We start from the raw sequence: 23099 nt of genomic DNA on the forward strand, positions 1-23099 counted from the left end.
ATTTATACTTCTACTTTACTTCTTTCATTTTTCCAACAAACTCAGCCGTAATCAATTGAGGACGAGTGATTGCGCTCCCTACAACGATAGAATGAACACCAAGCTCTTTACATCTCTTAGCTTTCTCAGGTGTATCTATGTGGCCTTCAGCAATGACAGGAACTTTCACGGATTCTAAAATGATCTTTAAGCGTTCAAAATCATTATCCGCAATATTGTCACCTTGTGATTCCTTAGTATACCCCATTAAAGTAGTAGAGACACAATCAAAGCCTAATCGTTCTGCTTCAATCGCTTCATCAATAGTTGCTGTATCAGCCATTAATAAAATTGAAGGGTATTTTGCATGGATAGCTTGAACAAATGACTCAAGTGTTTCGCCATTTGGTCTAACACGACTTGTAGCATCTAAAGCTATCATATCGCATTTAGATTCAGCCAATTCATCGATTTCTTTCATCGTTGCCGTGATAAAAACTTCTGAATCATCATAATCTCTTTTTACAATTCCGATAACTGGCAACTCAGTATTTTTCTTAATTTCAATAATATCTTCTTTTGAATTTGAACGAATTCCTTTTGCTCCGCCTTCTTCAGCAGCAACTGCCATTCTTCCCATAATATATGAGCTATGCAAAGGTTCATTATCCAACGCTTGGCAAGAAACAATTAATTCCGATTTTACTTTATCTAACATATTCATTTTATTCGTCTCCTAACATTTCTTCAATTTCATTTTTTATAACCGACACTTGTGGACCATAAACGACCTGAATTCCATTTCCTCTTTTGATCAATCCTTGGCTTCCAGTTTCTTTTAATAATTCTTCATTAACTAAAGTCTCGTCCTTAACTGTAACACGTAATCTTGTTGCACAGTTGTCAACATTCACTAAGTTTTCTTCGCCACCAAGACCATTAATAATATCTAGTGCACGACCTTCTACTTTAGTTTTATTGCCAGCAACTTCTATTTTATCTGTTCTACCAGGTGTTTGGAAGTTGAATTTCTTAATTAGGAATGTAAATGTAAAGTAATATAAGAAGAACCAAACTACCCCAATAACTACAACCATAATCCAGTTTGTTCGTTCATTTCCTTGCAAGACTCCGAATAAGATAAAGTCAATAAATCCACCTGAGAAAGTTTGTCCAATTGTAATTTCAAAGATATGCGCTAACATAAATGCAAGACCGTCGAACACGGCATGCACAACATATAATGCAGGTGCTATAAATAAAAATGAGAATTCAAGCGGTTCTGTGATTCCTGTTAAAAAGGATGTTAAAGCAGCTGACAACATCAACCCTCCAACTACTTTTTTATTTTCTGGTTTTGCTGTTCTATAGATGGCAAATGCTGCACCAACTAGACCAAACATCATTGTGATAAAACGTCCTGACATAAAGCGTGCTGTTCCGCTAAAGAATTCTTGTGTTGCTGGATCAGCTAATTGTGCAAAGAAAATATTTTGTGTTCCTTGAACAAGTTCTCCACCAATTTCCATTGTTCCTCCAACAGCTGTTTGCCAAAAAGGAAGATAAAAAATATGATGCAATCCAACAGGTCCAAGCATTCGTAAGATAAATCCGTATAGGAATGTTCCTAAATAACCAGTAGCATTAACCACATCTCCTACATTTGTAATCAACCCTTGGAATACAGGCCATACAAAGTACATAATAGCGCCTAAAATAATTGCTGAAAATGACGTAATGATTGGAACAAAACGCGAACCACCAAAGAATCCAAGATAGGTTGGCAATTCAATTTTATTAAAGCGATTGTGTAAATAACTTGCTAAGATCCCAACAATAATCCCACCAAATACTCCTGTTTCAAGTGTTTGAATACCTAATGTGCTTCCTTGACCAACAGCGGCAAGATTATCTAAAGCTAATGATCCAGTAATAGTCAAAATAGCATTTATTGTTGAGTGCATGACCAAGTAGCCAATCAATGCTGCTAATGCTGCTGTTCCTTTGTCTGATCTTGCTAACCCTATTGCTACCCCTACCGCAAATATAACGGGTAAATTACTAAAAACAATATTCCCAGCGCTACTCATAATTGTAAAGATCGCTTGTAACCAAGCTACATCTAAAACAGGATAAGCACTAACTGTATTGGGATTAGATAATGATCCTCCGATTCCTAAAAGTAATCCTGCAGCAGGTAAAATTGCGATTGGCAGCATAAAGGATTTTCCAAATTGCTGAGCTTTCTCAAAAAACGTTTTCATTTTCTTATTCTCCTCTTCTCTTTTTGATTTATTGTTAGTTTATACTATGAAAACATTTTCGTCAATGTAATTTAAAAGAAAATATTTCCATAAAACGAAAAATACCTTTCTATCAATGTTAATAACAAAAAAAAGATTGAGCACTTTTAAATTTCACATCAGTGCTCAACCTTTTATTTATTTACTTTTCATCAAGTTGTTGCTCTTTATCTTCATATTCTTGATCATTATCTCTACCGTAATACTCTTCATTGTATTCTTGCTCTTCTTCTGGGTCATTTTCTTTTGCTTCTTTTTCTTTTGCTTCTTGCTCTTCTTTTTGAGCTAGTTTTTCATCGTCGTAAATAAAGACATTATGGAAAATTTTTAGAATTGGTCGCGCAGTTAGAAAAAATCCACCGATGAGATAAAGATAGGTTCCATAAACATCTGGAATAGGTGTTAGTGTCGCTAAACTTCCAATCATATAAAAGATACCTGTTAAGATATCATTTGTTAATGATATCAGTGTGTATCGATTTTGAAAATACAAGCGAAAACGTCCAGTTTTGATTTCAATATCTTCTTCTTTGTCAGGAATAACGTCATGTTTTTTCCGTTCTATTTTTGGCATGTTGGCTTATCCTCGCTTTTTTCATGTTTGTATAATAGATAGTATACAAAATTCCGAATCACCTTTCAAAAAAAATGAATCAGTAACCTATGTCATTAAAAAATGCCTATTGAATAATGAGAACTTGCACGTTTTTTATTCTAGTACTAAAATTGATAAGTTGAGAAATAAACTGTTTAAGAAAATTTTGGAGGAAATAATTATGAATACAAAGAAACAAACATCCCACTTGATATTTTTTACCTTATTAATTTTTTTAAGTGCTTGCGGATCAAACGAAAAACTTGGTGAAAAGAAAGAATCAGCAGAGGCTATACTTGATGCTGAACAAGTCATGCACTTAACTGTCGAAAGTGAATTAGCGACAACAGACACTGTTTTGGTTGCTGAAAATATTACTTTTGCTGGCGTTAATCAATTTATCGAAGGACTCTATCGGTTAGATGAAAATAATAAGCCTATCCCTGCCTTAGCTGAAAGTGAAGATATTTCAGAAGATGGATTAACCTATACCTTTCATCTAAGAAACGATGCTAAATGGTCAAATGGCGAACCCGTTACTGCACATGACTTTGTGTTTTCGTGGCGTAGAAATGTTGACCCCACTTCTGGTGCAGCTTATGCGTACTTATTTGAAGATATAAAGAATGCTTCTGACATCATGGCTGAACAACTGCCGCTTGAAGAACTTGGAGTTAAAGCATTAGATGATACAACTTTAGAAGTCACACTTGAAACACCTATTGCTTATTTCCCTTCTCTTATGTCATTTGTTTCGTTTTTCCCACAAAATGAAGCATTTGTTAGAAATGCTGGTAATCAATACGGCACCAGCAGCGAGACCACTCTAACAAATGGTCCTTTCTTGTTATCTGAATGGGATAATGGATTGGATGAAAGTTGGAATTATGAAAAAAATCCAGCTTATTGGGATGCAGAAAATGTTCACTTAACTAAAATCACGAATCAAGTAATCAAAGATGTGTCCACTGGAGTAAACTTATTTGAAAAAGGTGATGTTGATAATGCGTTATTGTCTGGTGAGTACGCTAAACAATTTCAAAAAAATCCTAGTTACACAGTTGAGTACTTTTCAAGAACCAACTACTTAGAAGTCAATCAAACGGACAACCCCTATTTAAAAAATGAAACCTTCAGAAAAGCACTAGCACTTGCTATTAACCGTGAAGAATTGACTTCAGTCGTCCTAAATAATGGTTCTTTACCAATCAATGGATTGGTTCCAGATCATTTTGTTAAAAATCCTGAATCAGGTACTGAATTTGCTGAAGAAGCCGGAGATTTTTATACTTATGATCTGCCTGAAGCCCAAAAGTTAGTAGAAGAAGCTAAAGCTGAACTCGGAGTAGATACGATTGAATTGGAACTACTTGGGGATGATGATGAAACAAGTAAGCGTGTTATGGAATACCTTCAAGGAGAAATACAGAATAATTTAGAAGGTGTAAACATTACCCTCTTAAATGTTCCCTTCAGCGCTCGACTAGCTAAAGCTGCAGCAGGTGATTTTGATTTAATTTCATCTGGTTGGAGCGGATATGTTTCAGATCCAATGATCATGTTAGATGTTTTATATAGTACGTCTTCTTATAACAATGGAGGCTATTCAAATGAAAAAGTAGATCAATTAATTGATGACGCCAAAGGAATTCATGCGAATGAGCCTAGTTTAAGATGGGCTGACATGTTGAAAGCTCATCAAATTGCTTTAGACGATGCGGCACTTATTCCCTTGTACCAAAAGGGTGAAGCCATGTTGCGAAATCCAAAAATTAAAAATGTAAACATCAATTCAGTAGGCGCTAGATATAGCTATAAAGATGCATATATTATCGACTAATTTATTAATTTAGTTTGATCATATATCTATCAAAAAAGTTCAACAGCTATTTTTCTTGCTGTTGAACTTTTTTATTTTGGTAAGTGGTTCAAGAAGTTTTTAGAAGCAAACCCCTGAACTTCTTCTTCGGTAAACCTTTCAAGTAATGCTTGTATAAAATTTTGGGTTTCTCCAGCATGCGACAACCCTTCAATGTACGTACTAATGCCGTCAAAATCTGAACCGAAACCGATATTGTTAACGGCGCCTAGTTCCACTAACCGTTCAACATGAGGAATCAAATCTGCTATTGTTACTGGATTATTTTCTCCGTCTTCAATAGTAAATGTTGGATTAAAAATGACATGAATCATTGCATCACGTTCAACCATTGCTTTGATCTGATCCTCATTTAAATTCCGCACATGACTACATAAAGATAAAACATTAGAATGAGTAGCAATGGGGTAATTTGCATGTTTCATAACGTCCCAAAATCCTTGAACGCTTAGATGAGAAACATCAGTAAAGACTTTCCGCTCATTCAAGCGTTTGACGATTTCAAAACCAAATGTTGTTAATCCACCACCTCTTGGCTCTCCAACTCCATCAGCTGCTAGATTAGCTGGATTCCAAGTCAATCCTACTGATAGTATTCCAGCATCCAATAAATACTCTAACTTATCCAAATCATTACCAATAGAAGACACACCCTCAAGAGTGAGAAATGATCCTATTTCATTTTCTTTCAACTCATGAATATCCGACCATTTTTTTATTTGTTTTATTTCAGGATGTTTAGCAATTACGTCATTTTGATAGAATGAAATTTGTTCTAAAACCGCTGCAAATTGCTGATCAGATGGCAAACTTGGTTCAATAAAAATAGCAAAAGCCTGAACTTTAACCTTTCCTTCTTTCAAACGTTTAAGATTTACTTCTAATTGATTTGAATCTTTAAAATCTAAGTTACCTTGGTTCACTTGCATCTTATAAAGAACATCACAATGCATATCAATACTATTCAAATGAATTCCTACTTTCCGCTTTTACGCACTCATCTTATATTTTCTCATCATACTTTAACCATAATAGAAGTGCAATATAAAAAATGATTTTAAACAGCTAAAGTGACTGTCTAAAATCATTTGTATCGATTATGATTGTTTCAAAAATAACATTAGCTACTCTTATTTAATTTATTTCACGAACAGGTTCTTCCACAAAATAAAGAACGGATCCTCCAATAATAAAGAGAATGATCAATGCAAATACCCCATTTAAAGAATTCCCCGTTATTTGAGAGATGATTCCAACTAAAAGTGGTCCGACAACTGCTGCAAATTTACCGAAAATATTATAAAAACCAAAGAATTCATTTGCATTTTCTTTAGGGATCAACTGGCCAAATAAAGAACGACTAAGCGATTGAACCCCACCTTGAGCAGTTCCTACAAGAACCGCTAATATAATAAACGTTAATAAAGAATCTAACGATAACGCAAAGATACAAATAAACGTATAGGTAGCTATTCCTACATAAATCATTTTTTTATTGCCAAATCTACCCGCTAATACTCCATATAAAATAGAAAATGGGAATGCTACAAATTGACAGATCATCATCACCACGATCAAATCATTGGCCATTAGTCCGACGTCTGATCCGATAGCGGTTGCCATTTGAAAAATAGTTCCTACTCCATCAATATAGAAAAAATAGGCAATTAAAAATAAAAAGACATTGCGATACTGACGTATATTCCTAAGTGTTTCCCACAATCTTAAAAAACTATTTTTAACAACATGTGGTTGTTTATTTATATACGTTGTTTGTTCGACATTTTTCCAATAAGGAATGGTAAATATCAACCACCAAAGAGCCGTTGCTGCAAATCCACCTTTAATAAGAGCAGTTTGTGAAATAGGAAGAATTTGGGTTAATTGAAAGAAAATAAAAATAACAAATGGAATGGAACTACCAATATAACCCCACCCATATCCTGCACTAGAAACACGATCCATTCGATTTAATGTTGTAGAATCAATTAAAGATGCATCGTAAAAAATGTTGGCAGCACCAAAACCAATCGAAGATACTGAGTAAATAATCAATAATAACAACCAGTTTTCATCTGGAATAAACGCAAAACTAAATGTCGCAATAATGCCCAATCCTGTAGCTAAAGAAAACATTGGATTTCGGTAACCTTTATAATCAGCAATTGCACCTAATATAGGAGCTAACAGCGAAACGACTAAGGTTCCAATTGCATTAGCATACCCTAAATAAGCAGTTGAATTTACCGCACTCACACCTGCTCCTTCAGAAACTGCTTTGAAGAACAACGGAAAAACAGCTGTAGTAATCATAATCGAATAGGCTGAGTTAGCCCAATCTTGTAAAATCCAACTTTTTTCTATTTTTGTGTATTTAAACCGTTCTTTTCCTATTTCCACTGCTCTCACCTCACTAATTAATTAAATAATTCCCCTAAAACCTTTCCATCAACAGCCTGTGGAAATTCCAATCCCATTGCATGTAAAAAAGTTGGGCCTTCATCGATCAAATGAGCTACTGGTATTCGTGCCTCAGCATTTATACCTGGTCCAGAAATAAATAATGTTGTTTCATAGTTTTCTTTTTTAGGACTATACCCATGAGTGCCTTTATGAAAAGGTGTTGATTTATCAGCTTTGATTTCTTCTATAAAAGGGCCATTGCTGTCATTGATAAAGTAATACCCTTTTTTTGCTTCAATTAAAAAGCTGCAAGTCTCATCTGCTCCTAAACGAGTGGCTTCTTCTTGAGTATAAATCGTTTCGATTTGGTCCAAATGTTGCGTTAATATTTGGCGTACTTCAGCTAAATCTACTTCTGATTTTGTATAAATATAACAAGAACCATCAGCACCCTTAGCTAAAACATCCCATTCTTGGATCAGTCCATCTTTAGTTTCTTTTAGCCAGCCTTGTTCTTTGAATAGTTGATTTAGTCTAACCACTGTGTGTGTGTCTAGTTGGTAGTGGTCTCCAAATACTGCTAAAACTGTTTCTTCAAAGATTCCTTTTTCTTTCATAGCGGTAACGATTTGATTCAAATGATCATCCATGCGTCTAATAGCAGCTTTTGCTTCTTGGGAATTTACACCAAAATGATGTCTTGTACTATCTAAGTCAACTAGATGTATCGCCATTAAATCAGGGTTTTTAGAGTGAATCGTGTCTACAATTCCAGCTGTTAAAAAATGATCTAATTCTGGTTGCTGAATACCTTTACGAGTCTTTCCAAACTTACGCTCTAAATCTAAAACAAATTTTGGTGAAGACGACCACAAAGAGATAAGTGCTTGTGACTGCCAAGGACGATTGGCGAAAATTTCAGTTAAATTAAACTTTATGGCTTTGTTCCGACCAGTAACCGGCCATAAAAAAGAAGCAATCGTATATCCTGCTTCATGAGCAACATCAAATAAAGTTGGAACTTTGATATCTTTGGCATACCAGTGCCAATCTGGTGATTTTCTTTTTGGTTGTATATATGTATTATTTGTAATGCCATGTTTATTAGGGTACACCCCTGTGATAATTGACGTATGAGCCATATAGGTTAAAGATGGATAAACCGTTTCTACTTTTTCTACTCTTGCACTTCGATCCAATAAATACTTAAATGTTGGAAGCGTTTGGGCATATTCTAAATCTTTTGCACCAAAAGCATCTAAAGAAATCATGTACAGACGTTGTTTCTTCATTCATTCTTCCCCCTTGATTAATCTATTATCCCACAACCATACTTTTTGAGAAAGAGGATCCGTGTTATTTTTAAGTAAAGAATTTTAAATTTTATCTATTTTTACATAAAAAAAAAACACTGATAAAATCAGTGTTTTTTCCGACAGTATTCATTTGCATAAATAGGTCCCGTGAATTCCACAAAACAGAGGGGTCCAAACACCTGCATCTTGCAGTTGTACCGAAGTACGGTTGTGCCCTGTCTAAAGTTCCAATCACTTGTCGCCGCAGCGAAATGACCGAAGTCACCTGATTGGAGGTCAACTCATCGCATGTATGTACTTTACCATGTTTATTCACTAAACACAAGTTGTTTTCAACTATTTATTCATGGAAGTATCAAAAAAGTTTAATTTTCTTTACTGCACTAGAACAAAAGCGATTTTATCACCTTTGTGACTTCCTCAGACCTTTCTCTTGACGCTCACCATGCATATCATTGGTACTAACAAAAAAGCTGTTCTATAATAGGGTTGATTCACTAGAAGAGTTTTTCTCATTCCTAGGCAAGACTTTAATTTAAGGAGGCCTTTTTATGAAAGAAGAAGTCATTATAAATTATCTACAACGTCACGGCTTAGATGCAAAAACAGGTGATACCATTTTGGTTGAAAGAAAAACTCGGAATCGAAAATGGTATGCTACATTGTTAGGTAAGAATGAAACTGAAAAAATTTACCTGAATTTTGCTGAAAAAGAATTCGTTATATTGCCAATTGAAAAAGATTCTATGACTCCTATTGAAGGCGATTATGCCCAAGTTCCTTTAACAGAAGTTAAATCTATTTATTTCAAAAAGCAATCCAATTTCTATAACCTACTAATTCAGTACAACGACGCTACTGCTACCGATGATCGCATAAAAAAATACAAAGTTCCTAAAGAAGTTGCCGATTGTCCTTGGCATAAAGAAAATCTGGAACGATTAATTGAACGCTTTGGTTTTAAGGAATCTAAGTAACATAAAAAACGATTTTTAGACTTTATTGTCTAGAAATCGTTTTTTTTATCCTTAATTTAGTTAAAAGTAAATTGTTTGATTCTAGTTTTGAATAACTTCGATTTTATAACCATCTGGATCTGTAATAAAAAAGAAATTTGCTGCATTATCTGGGAGAGCTTTTAAATCAGTAACTTCATAACCACTAGCTTTATACTCTTTTTGTGTTGCGGCTAAATCATCCACAGCAATTGCAATGTGACCATATCCATTTCCAAGGGTATAAGCTTCTTCTTGATCATAATTATACGTCAATTCCAATTCATAGTCATCTCCATCCAAAGCTAGATAAACTAATGTAAATTTAAGTTCTGAAAAATCTAATCTCTTCACTTCTTTAAACCCTAATACAGTTGTATAAAAGTCCATTGATTTTTCTAAATCTTTCACACGCACACAAGTGTGCAACATTTTTTTTGCCATTTATTTTCATCCTCTCATTACGATCATTCGTACTTCCTTATCTTAATACATTTTTATAAAGAGTTCAAAAAATAAGTCATTCATGTAATTCCAATGGCAAATTATCCGGATCTTTAAAAAATGTAAATCTTCCACCCGTGTACTCATCTATGCGAACGGGCTCTGTTTCAACACCTTTTTCATTCAAAGATTGAATGGCTTCGTCAAAATCGTCTACATAAAAACATAAATGTCTTAAACCTGCGGCTTCTGGTTGAGTTGGCCGCTTTGTTGGATAAGGAAAGGAAAACAGTTCAATTTCACTATTCCCTAACTTTAAATCTAATTTGTACGAATCCCGCTCTGAACGGTAATTTTCTCGTATGATTTCTAAACCTAAAATTTCAGTATAAAACTGTTTTGATTTTTTGTAGTCAGATGCAATGATTGCCACATGATGAATGCTCTTAATATTCATACAGCACTCCTCCCATTAATTTTTAAATATCGCGAATCATTTCAATACTAGTAAATTCTACGTTCTTATTATCCTCAATATCTTGAAGATAACGAAATCCAAGTGCTTCATAAAACTGAATACTCTCTTTATCAGACTTAAGAAAACTAACCAATTGAGTATTGTTTCCTAATAATTGCTGCATTTGTGTTAAATGATTTACTAAACGCGTTCCGATACCTTTTCTCAAATGATCAACATCGATGTACAAAACAAAAACTTTCCCCACTTTAGAATCAACGATTCCGCCGCCGATAACGCCAATTACCTTTCCGTCTAATCGAGCAACGATCCATCCACTCCATTTAGCCGATACTTCTTCAATTTCATTCAGGATTCTTTTAGGATTATAGTATTCTTCAACTTTTTCTTGTACTTTTTGTTTGTCTCTTACAGCTTCAGCGTTACAAGCATACCCTTGTGTACAAATTGCAACAATTTCATCCACATCTTCAGCAGTTGCTAATTCAATACGAACCTCTTCAAGATCTGAAGATTTTTCAACTTTAATCGATCTCATACTTTTGCTCCTCTATTCTAATTCCCTAATAAAGTATCCAGCTCTTCCCCATACTCAGCTGTACTTTCTTGGCTATTCTAAATTAGCACTAAATAACTCATTTGTCACGAGCTTACTGTGCTTTAGGTTGAAACATTTTTTTGCCGTAACAGAATGATTTACGGTATACTTCATATAGTTTACTTTTTATAAGGAGGGATATGCTCAATTGACTATCAGTAACATTATTTTACAACAATTAGGCAGTATGTTTGTTCTTATTTTTTTTGGGTACATACTTGTAAAAAAAAATGTCCTAAATGTCTCTGGTACAAAACAAATTGCTAACATGCTAGCAAATTTCATTACACCTGTACTTTTATTTATGTCTTTTCAGCAATCATATGATTCTACTCAATTTAAATGGTTTTTAGCAACAATCGCCATTACAATCTTATTAATGGCAATGCGTATTTTAGTAAATTATTTTTTTCTACGTAAAGCGTCTCGAACAGACCGCTATGCGACAACCTTTACAAATGCAGGATTTATTGGGATTCCACTAGTTCTGGCCGTTCTTGGTTATGAAGGAGTTTTTTTTGTGTCTGCTTATAGTGCTGTGACAAATATTTTACAACGAACTTACGGCATTTATATTATTTCAGGAGATAACTCTTTAATCACTCCTAAGCACGCTTTATTAAACCCGGCAACATTAGGCTCACTTACTGGATTGATTTTTTATTTACTGCAAATACAACTGCCAACTATTTTAAGTGATTCTCTTTTTACTATTGCAGATTTAAATACGCCATTAGCTATGATTTTATTAGGCAGTTATGTGGCGCAGTCTAAATTAATGGATGTATTTACTCATCCACGAGCTTATTGGACTACTTTCTTATCTTTGATTCTGTCTCCACTTATCAGTATCTTTGTGTTATGGCTATTGCCTTTAGATAACTATTTAGTCTTTTTTGTACTAGCCATTGCAACTTCTGCTCCTATCGCTGTAAACACGGCTTTATTCTCTCAACTTTATGGTGGAGATTATGAATATGGCGCGCGCTTAGTGGTTTTATCTACTTTGCTTTCCATCATCAGTATGCCTATGGTCCTACAAATTGCTGAATTTGCATTTTCAATGAACTAAAATGGTATCGAGAAAGAAGCAACATTGAGAAGAATATCTTCTTAATGTTGCTTCTTTCTCGATATGTAATAACGTATTTTATTTAATGCGGCCGAGAAGAGTCGAACTTCCCCGAAAGATACTCCCAACATCCCTTAAGCTGATTTTGTAGATTTTAAATACTCTCAATTAATTTTAATACCTATATTTAATTGGTTTAATCAGCTTTATAATTTACTCATAGAAATATAAATTATCAATCTATTTTTTAGTTGTCGTAAATAATCCATTATTCAATACATACAGCATTTAGTAATATAGAAAAAAAGCATAGCGTTATTAAATATTAAAGATATAATTAAGTTACCCCTATTGGTTGCCAATCATTAGGGATAATAAAAAATATATATACATTGGAGGAATAAAAAATGGCGAAAAAAAGATTGTTTGACGAAAATGGTAACGAGGTTAAAGGTAAAATCAAGAAACCTTTTTACAAAAAAGTTTGGTTTTGGGCAGTTGTAGTTATCCTTATAGGTGCTTTTGGTAGTATGGGTGGCGAAGACGAAGTCGCTGAGAGCAATGCTGCTGCAGTACCTAGCGAGAAAAAAGTAGAAACAACTGAAGCTACTACAGAAGAATCTGCTCCAGCTGAAGAAGAAGCCGCACCAGCCGTTGAAGCTTATGCAGTCGGAGAAGAAGTAAGTGTTGGAGATGTTACGTATGTAGTTAAAGATATACAAACGGCAACTAATGTTGGTGGAGAATTTGGTGAGAATTCAAAAGGAACTTACTTAATTATCGATATCTCTGTTACAAATAATGGTTCTGAAGCTTTAACTGTTAGTGATGACTTTTTCACACTTTTAAATGACGGTAAAACATATGAGTCTGATGCTACAGCTGGTATTTACGCCAATGAAACCAACTCTTTCTTTTTAGAATCAATTAATCCTGATTTGACAATGGATGGTAAGGTTGTATTCGACGTATCGGATGCTGTAATCGAATCTTCATCAAAACAATTACAAGTAGCAACTGGTTTCTGGAGTACCGAAACTGAATTGATTAACTTACAATAACAAAATAAAAAAAGCACCACTCTCCCCGACCAAAGTTTGAGTGGTGCAACAGTTATGGACCCTACTAAAGGCCTTTTTTTCTTACTTTTATATTAGCATAAAAGAGATGTTGAAACCATGCTCTTTTTGTAAGCCCCACCCGGCTATCAAAAGGGTAATAAAAAATAATGAAAACTACTAAAACAAAACACCAAAATATTTTCAAAATGGAACAAACTGTTTCAATTAACACCCAAATAGATAAAAAAATTCTAAGTCGGAACTTTATCGGAACTTTTCCAAAAAAATAGGCATTCAAGAAGTTACACACTTCTTAGAGGCCTTATAAACCTTGATATATCAATGCGGCCGAGAAGAGTCGAACTTCCACCAGGGTTACCCTGACCAGCCCCTCAAGCTGGCGCGTCTACCATTCCGCCACGACCGCTTATGATCACAAAGACTATTATATCAATGCATTAATCAATTGTAAAGGTTTGTTGAAATCTCTTTTTTGTAAAAGATCCCGCCAATATCCTGGCTAAACATATTTTTTTATTCCTCTTTCTTTCCACTTACCAATAATGAATACTTACTCACGTTTTGCGATATTATCGTCTTTTGCATTTGAAGTTATTTAGTAGAGTAATAATAAAGTGTGTTATTGAGAGGATTGCGCCTTTTCTATTTTTGTTTTATGATGAATAGACCGAACCAAAATCTAATTGGTATACATAACATACAAGGAGGATATTGATTTGAAAAAAATTATAATCGGCATAGTCGTAGCACTTGCGATAGGCGGAATGGTGTTTGTATCCTTTCCAATGATTGAAAACGCAAGAGAGAACTTAGTAGAGGAATCAGCGCGTCACCTAACGAAAGAATCCGAAGCAGAACCACAACCATTGGCAATTGTTGACGACGAACCATATAAAAACAATGAAGCGGGATTCATGCAGAGAATTCATGATATGACGCACCAAAAAGTATATGCTAATGACAAATGGGGCGCACTAGAAGCAAACGAAGAAAATATTACTATGATGCTATCTTTATTAGATGAAAATGAATATGACGACGAAGACTATTACCGTGAAGTCTTGACTACATGGAAAGATGGCGACTTTTCAAACGCAGTTGAAGTACATAATAAGATATGGCGTGCACAAGACGGTTCAATCGGGAAAGCAAAACGATTGTTAACCACGGAGGAAGAACAATTATTTGTTGAAAATAACTTTTAAGTCGGATTAATTTCCGGCTTATTTTTTTACCTTATTCTATTACTTTTATACTCCTTTGATTAAAACGGCAAAATAGTAGCGTAGTTAAACATACTAAATCATCAAGTAAACATACACTTATGTAATCGTAAGATATTCTTTGATGATTAAAAGTCAAAAACTTTTGACATTACAAAAAAAATTATTTATAGTTTGAACTATAAAATGTAAAAAGTATTTGACATATCATTTAAGGAGGAATTATTATGAATATCGGTCAATTTGGTTATTTTATCTCTTTTGTACTTTTAACTTTAGTCCTATGGGTCTCATCCATTTATGGTGCTTACGCCGTTTACTATGCCTACTTCAAGTCAAAAGATGAACGCCAAAAATTTATTGTTCTACGCAGCACAGCTCATGCTTTTAGTATACTGCTCATTTTTTATCTCAGCTATTACATCCTACAACTTATTGTAACTGCTGCTAATGTAAATCAACTAACTAGTCTTTGGAACCTACTTCATTTTGGAATAGCAGCTTCTAATCCTTCTATTAGTGTAGTCTCTGCAATGATGAGTGTCTTAGGAATCTGCTTATTTATCAACAAGAGAAAAGCAGGCGGAGACTAATGCAAAATAAAATTGAACAATTACGTAAAGATAAAGGGCTGACACAAGCTGACTTAGCAAAAGCCTGTAATGTAACCCGCCAAACTGTCAATGCTATCGAAAACAATAAATATGACCCTACTCTACAATTGGCCTTTTCATTATCTAAAATACTGAACACCGAAGTTGATAAGCTCTTTACTCCAGACTGAATAGAATAGTTTCTCATAGATATTCAGTCTGGAGTAATACTCCTTTAATTATTCTGTCTATCAGACGCTTTTATTTCCCGGTAGCTTTCTATTGCTTTATGCTTTATGGTATGATTAAAGGTACCTACTATCCCAGTTGAGAAAGTTGCAAAGGATTGAAGAAATTAATTTTAGCGACAGAGGCCGCTATTAAATTCTCTGATAGATAGATAATCAGAACTAGGTATGAAGGTTTAAAAAACGAGTTTTAGAAAGGTGATATAATTGGATTTTAAAGAGTTCGAAGCGTATCTAGACGCTAATTTGGGAAGTAAAAGTATATTTTTTGAAAAAGCTATGGATGATCAAATTAGACGTAATGGCAGAAGAGCACCCGCAAAAAGATGGAATGAAGCAAAATTAGAACGAGCAGTTAATAGAATGTGGACAGATATCGTTAGAAGTATCTATGATAAATTCAAAACAACGATTAACACTAAGTCTTCTGACCCTTATCAAGCTTGGATTGAATTTTTTGAAAAGAATGAAGCTTTGGAAAACTTAGATGAAATGATGAATGATCTAGAATTCGAATAACGATATATTTTTAAAATAGTTTAATGGAGTCACCATCTGCATATAAAAAGAGTTCTGACATTTGTCAGAACTCTTTTTTTGTGTAATTTAATTTCTGTTTAAGTCTCAAGATAATGAGCTTACATCATGCCGCCCATTCCAGGATCCATTCCCATTCCGCCCATTGGAGCGTCAGGTTTTGGTTGGTTTGCAACAACTGCTTCAGTTGTTAACAATAATGCTGCAACACTAGCTGCATTTTGCAAAGCCGAACGAGTTACTTTAGTTGGGTCAATGATCCCAGCATCAATCATGTCTACCCATTCATCAGTAGCTGCGTTGTATCCTACGCCTAAGTCTACGCTTTTTAGTTTTTCAACAATTACAGATCCTTCAAGACCGGCATTTGTCACGATTTGACGAACAGGTTCTTCAAGAGCACGAATCACAATTTTCACACCTGTTGCTTCATCGCCTGTTGCTTCAATTTCTGATACTTTACGTTGAACATTGATTAAAGCTGTTCCACCACCAGAAACGATTCCTTCTTCAACAGCTGCACGAGCTGCATTTAAAGCATCTTCAATACGTAATTTACGTTCTTTCAATTCTGTTTCAGTAGCAGCTCCAACTTTGATAACTGCAACTCCGCCAGAAAGTTTAGCTAGACGTTCTTGTAATTTTTCTTTATCAAATTCAGAAGTTGTTTCTGCTGCTTGAGCTTTAAGCAAGGCTACACGGTGTTCAATAGACTCTTTTGAGCCAGCTCCTTCAACGATTGTAGTAGCATCTTTCGTCACAACTACTTTACTTGCATGTCCTAATTGACTGATTTCAGTATCTTTCAATTCAAGACCTAAATCTTCAGTAATAACTGTTCCGCCAGTTAAGATAGCAATATCTTCAAGCATAGCTTTACGACGATCACCAAATCCTGGAGCTTTAACTGCTACAACATTAAATGTTCCACGTAATTTATTCAATACTAATGTTGGAAGAGCTTCTCCATCAACATCATCAGCAATGATCAACAATGGACGTCCTTGTTGTAAAATTTGTTCCAATAAAGGAAGAACTTCTTGAATATTTGAGATTTTTTTATCGGTAATCAAAATATAAGGGTTTTCTAAGTTTGCTTCCATTTTATCGTTATCTGTTACCATGTATTGAGAAAGGTAACCACGATCAAATTGCATTCCTTCAACTACACCTAATTCTGTTTCGATTCCTTTAGATTCTTCAATTGTAATAACGCCATCTGTTCCAACGCGTTCCATTGCTTCTGCAACCAATTCTCCTGTTTCATTGCTTCCTGAAGAAATAGCAGCAATTTGTGCAATTGATTCTTTTGAGTCTACTTTTTTAGAAATAGCAAGCAATTCTTCTACAGCAACTCTTGTTGCCATTTCGATTCCGCGGCGAATCCCAACTGGATTAGCTCCAGCTGTTACATTTTTCAATCCTTCGCGAACGATAGCTTGAGTTAAAACAGTTGCTGTTGTAGTACCATCTCCAGCAATATCATTTGTTTTAGAAGCAACTTCTGAAACAAGTTGTGCTCCCATATTCTCAAAATGATCTTCTAATTCAATTTCTTTTGCGATTGTAACTCCATCGTTTGTAATAAGTGGTGAGCCGTAAGATTTTTCTAAAACAACATTTCTTCCTTTGGGTCCTAATGTTACTTTAACAATATCTGCTAAAATATCTACTCCGCGTAGCATTGATGCACGTGCATCTTCAGAAAATTTAATATCTTTTGCCATTTTTTCCTTCACCTCATCCATTTAGTTTGTTCATTTGTTTTTATTTATCTGATTAATCTATGACTGCAACGATATCGTGCTCTTTGACCACTAAATATTCTTTTCCGTCGTACTTCACTTCTGTTCCAGCGTATTTTTCAAATAATACGGTGTCGCCTACTTTAACTGACAAAGCTAATGTCGATCCGTTTTCTAAAACGCGACCTTCCCCAACAGCTATTACAGAACCTGTTTGAGGTTTTTCTTGAGCTGAACCCGGTAAAACAATACCACTGATTGTTTTTTCTTCTTCTTTAGCAACTTCAATGATGACACGATCTCCTAATGGTTTTAACACGTAAATCCCTCCATCTAAATTATTTCTTCATTTTTAGCACTCAAACATATCAAGTGCTAAACTACTTCTTTATAATAACAAATATAAAAAAGATTGCAAGAATTTTCATCTTGATTTCTATTCCTTTTTAAGTAGGAATCGTTATATTGAAAAGGATTCGGTGCCATCTATTGCTATACCCCTTTTTACACCTTTTATGTTATACTGAAAAGCGAAGTTATTTTCAGTTTACATAGATTAGAGTCGGCTTCTTTATTAGAATTTTTTTCTATTAGATACTATGGTCGCTATCTACTAAACTGTATATAAACGAGTGTACACTATCTCGAAAAAAAAGAAGGTTTTAATTATATGAAGAAACTTACGAGTCACACATCGATTTTAATTATTTTATTTTATTTAATTGCTCAATTTTTACCGGTCATCATTATTTCCCTAGCTCCAAAAAATTTACAGACTGAAGCTTCCGTTTATGGGACGATTTTTAGTTTTACTTTAGGCGCAGCAGTTATGCTCTTACTTAATCGAAAATCTACCATACGAAATTCTTTGACATTAAGCCCATCATTACCTAGAAAGAGTGTTATCTATTGGGGTATTGCCGGAATCCCTCTGGTGCTACTCGCTCAATACATCGCAAATTTAATTGAAATTTTACTATTAGGAATTCCAATAGATTCTGTTAATACTCAAAATATACTAGTGTTCGTTGATAATTATCCAATTTACATAATTGTTGTCTCTATTATGGGACCAATTATGGAAGAATTTGTCTTCAGAAAAGTTATTTTTGGTTTTTTATATGATCTCACTGGTGGAATAGGTGCTGCGGTGATCAGTTCTCTTATCTTTGCTTTCATGCATTTTGATGGACATATTTTATTGTACTCTGCTATGGCTTTTGTCTTTTGTTTTCTATATAGTAAAACTAAAAATATTGCCACTCCCATTATCACCCATATTATTATGAACACAGTAGTTATATTAGTAAATTTATTATAAGTATGTGCTAAGTGTTAGAAAGGAATTTTCACTTGATAAATAAACGTAATTTTATAATGCAAATTGTTTTTACTTACTTGATGTCAGGAGTATTCATCTGGTTTGCGATCAGTTCTGTACAGGATGCCGGTTGGACATTTTTTTCTGTCCTTTATGTCGTTTTTTCTACAAGTTATTTCGTTAGAGCTTCAAAAATACTTGAAGTATACTTTAAAATAAAAAAAGGACCCAAACCATAAACGGTTTGGGCTCTTTTTTTACTCATTTTCTGGTTTGTAATGATCTAAGAAATAAATCAATGTTTGCAGTTCATTTGTCAAATCAACGTTTTGAACTCTCACATTGTCTGGTACAGATATTCTAATAGGAGTAAAATTCAAAATTCCTCTTACATTTGCTTCAACTAAACTATCTACAGTTGCTTGTGCTACATCTGATGGAATAGTGATGATCACAATTTCTATCTGTTGAATTTTCAATTGTTCAACCATATCATTCATATGATAAATAGGAACACCACTTAAAATAGTGCCAACAATTTCTTCATTTATATCAAAAGCTGCACTTATTCGCATGTTGTTGCTTTGATGAAAGTTGTAATTCAATAAAGCATGTCCTAAATTCCCTACTCCGATTAAGGCAACATTGGTTAATCGGTCTTGTTTAAGTGTTTTGCTAAAGAAATTCATTAAATCTTCAACATCGTATCCGTATCCTCTTTTTCCTAAAGCACCAAAATAAGAGAAGTCTCTTCGAATTGTTGCACTATCCACTTTAATAGCGTCGCTCAATTCTGTTGAAGAAACACGTACTTTTCCGGAATCATGTAAGAATCGCAAATAGCGATAATATATCGGCAATCGCCTAGCCGTTGCATTGGGTATTTTCTTCTCTACCATTCTTTTTCCTCCATCAGTCATTAGTCTACTTTCTTGATTGATTTGTTGTTTCTTTTCACAAGCAAATCGCTATATCTTTTTCTTCACAATCTTTTTTTAGTGAACGTTCTTATTATATCATTTTTTAGTTTTAATACTACCACTAATTTCAAAAAATAATAATAAGCATTTTTCGCTCTATTTATCATCTTATCAAAATTCACAAGAAAGATTGTGAAGCCGCTTCTAAAAAGTTAGCATTTATTGGATTGTAATTTCCCTTGACCTCGATATGTGCTAAACTATTATTGAGAATGATGAAATGAGGACCAAAACTATGATTCTATTACAAGCGCAACATGTTGCTCGTTATTTTGGAGCAGATGTGTTGTTTGAAAATATTTATTTAGAGATTCAAGATAACTCACGCATTGCATTGGTGGGTAGAAATGGTACAGGAAAATCAACACTTCTAAAAATGATTGCAGATATCGAGCAGCCTGATGCCGGAAAGATTGTCAAAGGAAAACAAGTGACCATTGGCTATTTAGCTCAAAATACTGGTTTATCTTCTGAAAAAAGCATTTGGGATGAAATGTTAACAGTCTTTGAACCGGTCATTCAACTAGAAAAAGATATGCGTACAATTGAACAACAACTCGGAGATCCTGCATTACTTTCTAATGAAGAACTCTACAAGTCAACTTTAGACCGCTATGATCACATTCAAAATCGCTTTCGTGAAGAAAATGGATTTAGTTATCAAGCTGAGATTCGTTCTGTCTTGCACGGATTTCGTTTTTACGAAGACGACTATAACAAACACATCAGCCAGCTTTCTGGTGGACAAAAAACTCGATTAGCTTTAGCCAAATTATTATTAGAAAAGAAAGACCTACTGATTCTTGATGAACCGACAAACCATTTGGACATCGAAACGTTAAGTTGGTTAGAAAGTTATTTACAGTCTTATACTGGAGCACTACTGATTGTCTCTCATGACCGTTACTTTCTAGATAAAGTAGTAAATGAAGTTTATGAAATTAGTCGCCAAAAAATCTCTCATTACAAAGGAAATTATTCGAAATATTTGGACTTAAAGGCTGCTCAACTTGAACAAGAATGGAAAGAATTTGAAAAACAACAAGGTGAAATAGCAAAACTTGAAGATTTTGTCAGTCGCAATTTAGTTCGTGCTTCAACAACTAAGCGTGCACAAAGTCGGCGTAAGCAACTAGAAAAAATGGACCGGATAGATAAACCTCAAGGAGATGAAAAGTCTGCTCGTTTCTCTTTTAAATCAGAAAAAGAAAGTGGAAATGTTGTCTTAACCTTGGCTAATGGTGCCATTGGCTATGATGATACTATTTTATCCAGCCCTATCGAATTAGATGTACGAAAATACGATTCTATTGCTTTAGTGGGGCCCAACGGTATTGGGAAATCAACTTTATTAAAATCATTAATTGGACAACTTCCTTTGATTCAAGGCGAAAAGCACTTAGGAACAAATGTATTATTGGGTTATTATGACCAAGAACAATCCGATTTGAATTCAACGAAATCTGTATTGGCTGAACTTTGGGATGAACATCCGACTACTTCTGAAAAAGATATTCGCTCCATTTTAGGCAGTTTTTTATTTTCTGGTGCTGATGTAGAAAAAACTGTCTCTTCACTAAGTGGAGGAGAAAAAGCACGTCTGGCTTTAGCTAAGCTGGCAATGAACAAAAATAATTTTCTAATGTTAGATGAACCAACAAACCATTTGGATATCGATAGTAAAGAGGTTTTAGAAAATGCGTTAATTGATTTTGATGGAACCTTATTATTCGTTTCTCATGACCGCTATTTTATCAACCGAATTGCGACTACAATCATCGAACTATCTGAAAATGGCAGCACCCTTTATTTAGGTGATTATGACTATTACCTTGCAAAAAAGGCTGAGCAAGAGGAGTTGCGTTTGCTGGCTGAAGCGAAGACCGCTGAGACGTCCAAGGTTGAATCTGTTCCAACAGTCAAAGGAAATCGTGAAATCAACAAAGCAGAACAAAAAATACTTCGCCAGTTGACACGTCGTATTGAAACAATTGAAGCAGAAATGGATGAACTTGAAACGATTATTACAAACTGCGAAACACAATTAATTGATCCAGAAGTATTTGGAGATCATTTACGTGTACAAGAACTGAACACCGAAATTACTATTGCTCAAGAAAAACTAGATAGTTTAGTGAGTGAATGGGAAGAAAAAAGCTTACAATTAGAAGAATTACAGTAAAATAAAAAAAGGATGAGACTTTTGTCTCATCCTTTTTTTGGTTTAGAAAACTGAACCAAATCTTTTGTTCTCATTATTAGTTAAATGTTAATCCTGGTTTAGCATTCAACGCATAATCCGAAAATTGATCTTTTTGATACTGAATTGAAGCTGCCGCTCCGATCATAGCTGCATTATCTCCGCACAGCGACAATGGTGGAATGATCAATTCTACATCCGGCAATTCTTCAGCCACAACTTTCGTAAGCGTATCACGCAACCCTTTATTTGCAGCTACTCCTCCTGCTAAAAGTAATTGCTTTATATTAAATTCTTTAGCAGCTCTTAGCGTTTTTGAAACTAAGACTTCAATCACACTTGCTTGAAAACTAGCAGCTAAATTTATGTCATTAAGTGGTTCTCCTTTTTGATTGGCATTATGAACAGTATTGATAAAGGAACTTTTTAATCCACTAAAACTAAAATCATAGTTATCTTCTTTCAACATAGCTCTTGGGAAATGATAAGTGTCTTCTCCAAGATGAGCCATCTCGTCTATTTTTTTCCCACCAGGATAAGATAATCCTAATACTCGACCGATTTTATCATAGGCTTCTCCTGCTGCATCATCTCTTGTTTCGCCAATAATTGTGTAGTCTCCATCTTCCTTCATATAAACCAGTTCAGTATGTCCCCCACTAACAACTAATGCTAAGAGCGGAAAAACAAGCGGTTTAATCAAACGATTGGCATAAATGTGGCCTGCCATATGGTTGACAGCAATCAACGGTAATTGGTGCGCAAAAGCCACGGCCTTTGCAGCGTTAACCCCAATCAAAAGTGCTCCAACTAATCCCGGTCCTTGTGTAACAGCTACTGCCGATAGGTCCTCATAACTAACGTCAGCTTCAGTCATCGCTTCCTCAATGCATTGGGTAATCTGTTCAACATGATGTCGACTGGCTATTTCAGGCACTACTCCACCGAAACGCATGTGGCTTTTAATTTGTGAAGCAACAATATTTGAATGAACAATCGTCCCATCTTCAACCACTGCCACACTAGTTTCATCGCAACTTGATTCAATTGCTAAAATTAGATTTCTCTTTATAGTCATGCTTTCACTCTTTCTGTACTAGAATCTATT

General features: G+C 34.6%; 22 protein-coding genes, 1 tRNA gene and 1 pseudogene. 10 read left to right on the top strand and 14 right to left on the bottom strand.

Annotation, left to right across the window (positions count from 1 at the left end):
• Positions 1-10 precede the first annotated feature (10 nt).
• From CAR_RS08850 to CAR_RS08860, 3 genes and pseudogenes are all read right to left on the bottom strand, one after another.
• Positions 11-703 (bottom strand): N-acetylmannosamine-6-phosphate 2-epimerase, encoded by a 693-nt coding sequence (locus CAR_RS08850; RefSeq protein ID WP_041556506.1) that lies wholly within the window; start codon positions 701-703, stop codon positions 11-13.
• Position 704: 1 nt separating this feature from the next.
• Positions 705-2243, bottom strand: a complete 1539-nt coding sequence (gene ptsG, locus CAR_RS08855; RefSeq protein ID WP_013711380.1) for a glucose-specific PTS transporter subunit IIBC — start codon at positions 2241-2243, stop codon at positions 705-707.
• Between the two features lie 286 nt (positions 2244-2529).
• Positions 2530-2856 (bottom strand): annotated as a pseudogene (locus tag CAR_RS08860) (YrhK family protein); the annotation flags it as partial.
• A 202-nt stretch (positions 2857-3058) separates the two neighbouring features.
• Here CAR_RS08860 and CAR_RS08865 point away from each other — a divergent pair.
• Positions 3059-4717: a peptide ABC transporter substrate-binding protein gene (locus tag CAR_RS08865; RefSeq protein WP_013711382.1), complete on the top strand. Its 1659-nt coding sequence runs from the start codon at positions 3059-3061 to the stop codon at positions 4715-4717.
• Between the two features lie 71 nt (positions 4718-4788).
• On the opposite strand, the gene CAR_RS08870 is transcribed toward CAR_RS08865, so the two are convergent.
• The 3 genes from CAR_RS08870 to CAR_RS08880 form a co-directional block, all read right to left on the bottom strand.
• Positions 4789-5724, bottom strand: coding sequence for a dipeptidase (locus CAR_RS08870; RefSeq protein ID WP_148229411.1), 936 nt, complete (start codon positions 5722-5724; stop codon positions 4789-4791).
• Between the two features lie 166 nt (positions 5725-5890).
• Positions 5891-7165, bottom strand: a complete 1275-nt coding sequence (locus CAR_RS08875) for an MFS transporter (protein WP_013711384.1) — start codon at positions 7163-7165, stop codon at positions 5891-5893.
• An 8-nt stretch (positions 7166-7173) separates the two neighbouring features.
• Positions 7174-8451 carry an alkaline phosphatase family protein gene (locus CAR_RS08880; protein WP_013711385.1) on the bottom strand — a complete coding sequence of 426 codons (1278 nt, stop codon included), beginning with the start codon at positions 8449-8451 and terminating at the stop codon, positions 7174-7176.
• Between the two features lie 575 nt (positions 8452-9026).
• Here CAR_RS08880 and CAR_RS08885 point away from each other — a divergent pair.
• Positions 9027-9452 carry a hypothetical protein gene (locus CAR_RS08885; RefSeq protein ID WP_013711386.1) on the top strand — a complete coding sequence of 142 codons (426 nt, stop codon included), beginning with the start codon at positions 9027-9029 and terminating at the stop codon, positions 9450-9452.
• A gap of 81 nt (positions 9453-9533) precedes the next feature.
• Here CAR_RS08885 and gloA read toward each other — a convergent pair whose 3' ends face one another.
• From gloA to CAR_RS08900, 3 genes are all read right to left on the bottom strand, one after another.
• Positions 9534-9914, bottom strand: a complete 381-nt coding sequence (gene gloA / locus CAR_RS08890) for a lactoylglutathione lyase (RefSeq protein ID WP_013711387.1) — start codon at positions 9912-9914, stop codon at positions 9534-9536.
• Positions 9915-9990: 76 nt separating this feature from the next.
• Complete coding sequence (gloA2, locus tag CAR_RS08895) at positions 9991-10371, bottom strand: SMU1112c/YaeR family gloxylase I-like metalloprotein (RefSeq protein WP_013711388.1); 381 nt, start codon at positions 10369-10371, stop codon at positions 9991-9993.
• A 22-nt stretch (positions 10372-10393) separates the two neighbouring features.
• Complete coding sequence (locus CAR_RS08900) at positions 10394-10930, bottom strand: GNAT family N-acetyltransferase (RefSeq protein WP_013711389.1); 537 nt, start codon at positions 10928-10930, stop codon at positions 10394-10396.
• 208 nt (positions 10931-11138) lie between these two features.
• On the opposite strand from CAR_RS08900, the gene CAR_RS08905 reads away from it, so the two are divergent.
• Positions 11139-12062 (top strand): AEC family transporter, encoded by a 924-nt coding sequence (locus CAR_RS08905; RefSeq protein ID WP_013711390.1) that lies wholly within the window; start codon positions 11139-11141, stop codon positions 12060-12062.
• 407 nt (positions 12063-12469) lie between these two features.
• Positions 12470-13123, top strand: coding sequence for a DUF4352 domain-containing protein (locus CAR_RS08910; protein ID WP_013711391.1), 654 nt, complete (start codon positions 12470-12472; stop codon positions 13121-13123).
• A 343-nt stretch (positions 13124-13466) separates the two neighbouring features.
• Here the strand turns inward: CAR_RS08910 and CAR_RS08915 are convergent.
• A tRNA-Leu gene (locus tag CAR_RS08915) sits at positions 13467-13550 on the bottom strand.
• A 310-nt stretch (positions 13551-13860) separates the two neighbouring features.
• Here CAR_RS08915 and CAR_RS08920 point away from each other — a divergent pair.
• From CAR_RS08920 to CAR_RS08935, 4 genes are all read left to right on the top strand, one after another.
• Entirely contained in the window at positions 13861-14349 is a 489-nt protein-coding gene (locus CAR_RS08920; protein ID WP_013711392.1) for a DUF6241 domain-containing protein, read from the top strand.
• A 245-nt stretch (positions 14350-14594) separates the two neighbouring features.
• Positions 14595-14960: a hypothetical protein gene (locus CAR_RS08925; protein ID WP_013711393.1), complete on the top strand. Its 366-nt coding sequence runs from the start codon at positions 14595-14597 to the stop codon at positions 14958-14960.
• The gene (locus tag CAR_RS08930; protein ID WP_013711394.1) at positions 14960-15151 is read left to right on the top strand and encodes a helix-turn-helix transcriptional regulator; all 192 of its coding nucleotides are present in this window, start codon (positions 14960-14962) and stop codon (positions 15149-15151) included. Before CAR_RS08925 ends, CAR_RS08930 begins: the two co-directional genes overlap by 1 nt.
• Positions 15152-15415: 264 nt before the next feature.
• Positions 15416-15727 carry a hypothetical protein gene (locus tag CAR_RS08935; protein WP_013711395.1) on the top strand — a complete coding sequence of 104 codons (312 nt, stop codon included), beginning with the start codon at positions 15416-15418 and terminating at the stop codon, positions 15725-15727.
• A gap of 119 nt (positions 15728-15846) precedes the next feature.
• Here CAR_RS08935 and groL read toward each other — a convergent pair whose 3' ends face one another.
• Positions 15847-17472 (bottom strand): chaperonin GroEL, encoded by a 1626-nt coding sequence (gene groL, locus CAR_RS08940; protein ID WP_041556508.1) that lies wholly within the window; start codon positions 17470-17472, stop codon positions 15847-15849.
• 52 nt (positions 17473-17524) lie between these two features.
• Positions 17525-17809 (bottom strand): co-chaperone GroES, encoded by a 285-nt coding sequence (gene groES / locus CAR_RS08945; RefSeq protein ID WP_013711397.1) that lies wholly within the window; start codon positions 17807-17809, stop codon positions 17525-17527.
• Between the two features lie 351 nt (positions 17810-18160).
• Between groES and CAR_RS08950 the strand changes: the two genes are divergently transcribed.
• Positions 18161-18811 carry a CPBP family intramembrane glutamic endopeptidase gene (locus CAR_RS08950; RefSeq protein ID WP_013711398.1) on the top strand — a complete coding sequence of 217 codons (651 nt, stop codon included), beginning with the start codon at positions 18161-18163 and terminating at the stop codon, positions 18809-18811.
• A 257-nt stretch (positions 18812-19068) separates the two neighbouring features.
• On the opposite strand, the gene CAR_RS08955 is transcribed toward CAR_RS08950, so the two are convergent.
• Positions 19069-19710, bottom strand: coding sequence for a redox-sensing transcriptional repressor Rex (locus CAR_RS08955; RefSeq protein WP_041556509.1), 642 nt, complete (start codon positions 19708-19710; stop codon positions 19069-19071).
• A gap of 316 nt (positions 19711-20026) precedes the next feature.
• Between CAR_RS08955 and CAR_RS08960 the strand changes: the two genes are divergently transcribed.
• A complete protein-coding gene (locus tag CAR_RS08960; RefSeq protein WP_013711401.1) occupies positions 20027-21973 on the top strand; it encodes an ABC-F family ATP-binding cassette domain-containing protein in 1947 nt (648 codons plus the stop codon).
• A gap of 76 nt (positions 21974-22049) precedes the next feature.
• On the opposite strand, the gene tsaD is transcribed toward CAR_RS08960, so the two are convergent.
• Complete coding sequence (gene tsaD, locus CAR_RS08965; RefSeq protein ID WP_013711402.1) at positions 22050-23069, bottom strand: tRNA (adenosine(37)-N6)-threonylcarbamoyltransferase complex transferase subunit TsaD; 1020 nt, start codon at positions 23067-23069, stop codon at positions 22050-22052.
• Between the last annotated feature and the right edge of the window lie 30 nt (positions 23070-23099).

Source organism: Carnobacterium sp. 17-4, from assembly GCF_000195575.1.
Lineage (GTDB): Bacteria > Bacillota > Bacilli > Lactobacillales > Carnobacteriaceae > Carnobacterium_B.

What these genes read in the sequence shown, in the direction of transcription:
- CAR_RS08850 (WP_041556506.1), bottom strand. Translation starts at nt 703, where the DNA reads ATGAATATGTTAGATAAAGTAAAATCGGAATTAATTGTTTCTTGCCAA.
- ptsG (WP_013711380.1), bottom strand. Translation starts at nt 2,243, where the DNA reads ATGAAAACGTTTTTTGAGAAAGCTCAGCAATTTGGAAAATCCTTTATG.
- CAR_RS08865 (WP_013711382.1), top strand. Translation starts at nt 3,059, where the DNA reads ATGAATACAAAGAAACAAACATCCCACTTGATATTTTTTACCTTATTA.
- CAR_RS08880 (WP_013711385.1), bottom strand. Translation starts at nt 8,451, where the DNA reads ATGAAGAAACAACGTCTGTACATGATTTCTTTAGATGCTTTTGGTGCA.
- CAR_RS08885 (WP_013711386.1), top strand. Translation starts at nt 9,027, where the DNA reads ATGAAAGAAGAAGTCATTATAAATTATCTACAACGTCACGGCTTAGAT.
- gloA (WP_013711387.1), bottom strand. Translation starts at nt 9,914, where the DNA reads ATGGCAAAAAAAATGTTGCACACTTGTGTGCGTGTGAAAGATTTAGAA.
- gloA2 (WP_013711388.1), bottom strand. Translation starts at nt 10,371, where the DNA reads ATGAATATTAAGAGCATTCATCATGTGGCAATCATTGCATCTGACTAC.
- CAR_RS08900 (WP_013711389.1), bottom strand. Translation starts at nt 10,930, where the DNA reads ATGAGATCGATTAAAGTTGAAAAATCTTCAGATCTTGAAGAGGTTCGT.
- CAR_RS08910 (WP_013711391.1), top strand. Translation starts at nt 12,470, where the DNA reads ATGGCGAAAAAAAGATTGTTTGACGAAAATGGTAACGAGGTTAAAGGT.
- CAR_RS08925 (WP_013711393.1), top strand. Translation starts at nt 14,595, where the DNA reads ATGAATATCGGTCAATTTGGTTATTTTATCTCTTTTGTACTTTTAACT.
- CAR_RS08930 (WP_013711394.1), top strand. Translation starts at nt 14,960, where the DNA reads ATGCAAAATAAAATTGAACAATTACGTAAAGATAAAGGGCTGACACAA.
- groL (WP_041556508.1), bottom strand. Translation starts at nt 17,472, where the DNA reads ATGGCAAAAGATATTAAATTTTCTGAAGATGCACGTGCATCAATGCTA.
- CAR_RS08950 (WP_013711398.1), top strand. Translation starts at nt 18,161, where the DNA reads ATGAAGAAACTTACGAGTCACACATCGATTTTAATTATTTTATTTTAT.
- CAR_RS08955 (WP_041556509.1), bottom strand. Translation starts at nt 19,710, where the DNA reads ATGGTAGAGAAGAAAATACCCAATGCAACGGCTAGGCGATTGCCGATA.
- CAR_RS08960 (WP_013711401.1), top strand. Translation starts at nt 20,027, where the DNA reads ATGATTCTATTACAAGCGCAACATGTTGCTCGTTATTTTGGAGCAGAT.
- tsaD (WP_013711402.1), bottom strand. Translation starts at nt 23,069, where the DNA reads ATGACTATAAAGAGAAATCTAATTTTAGCAATTGAATCAAGTTGCGAT.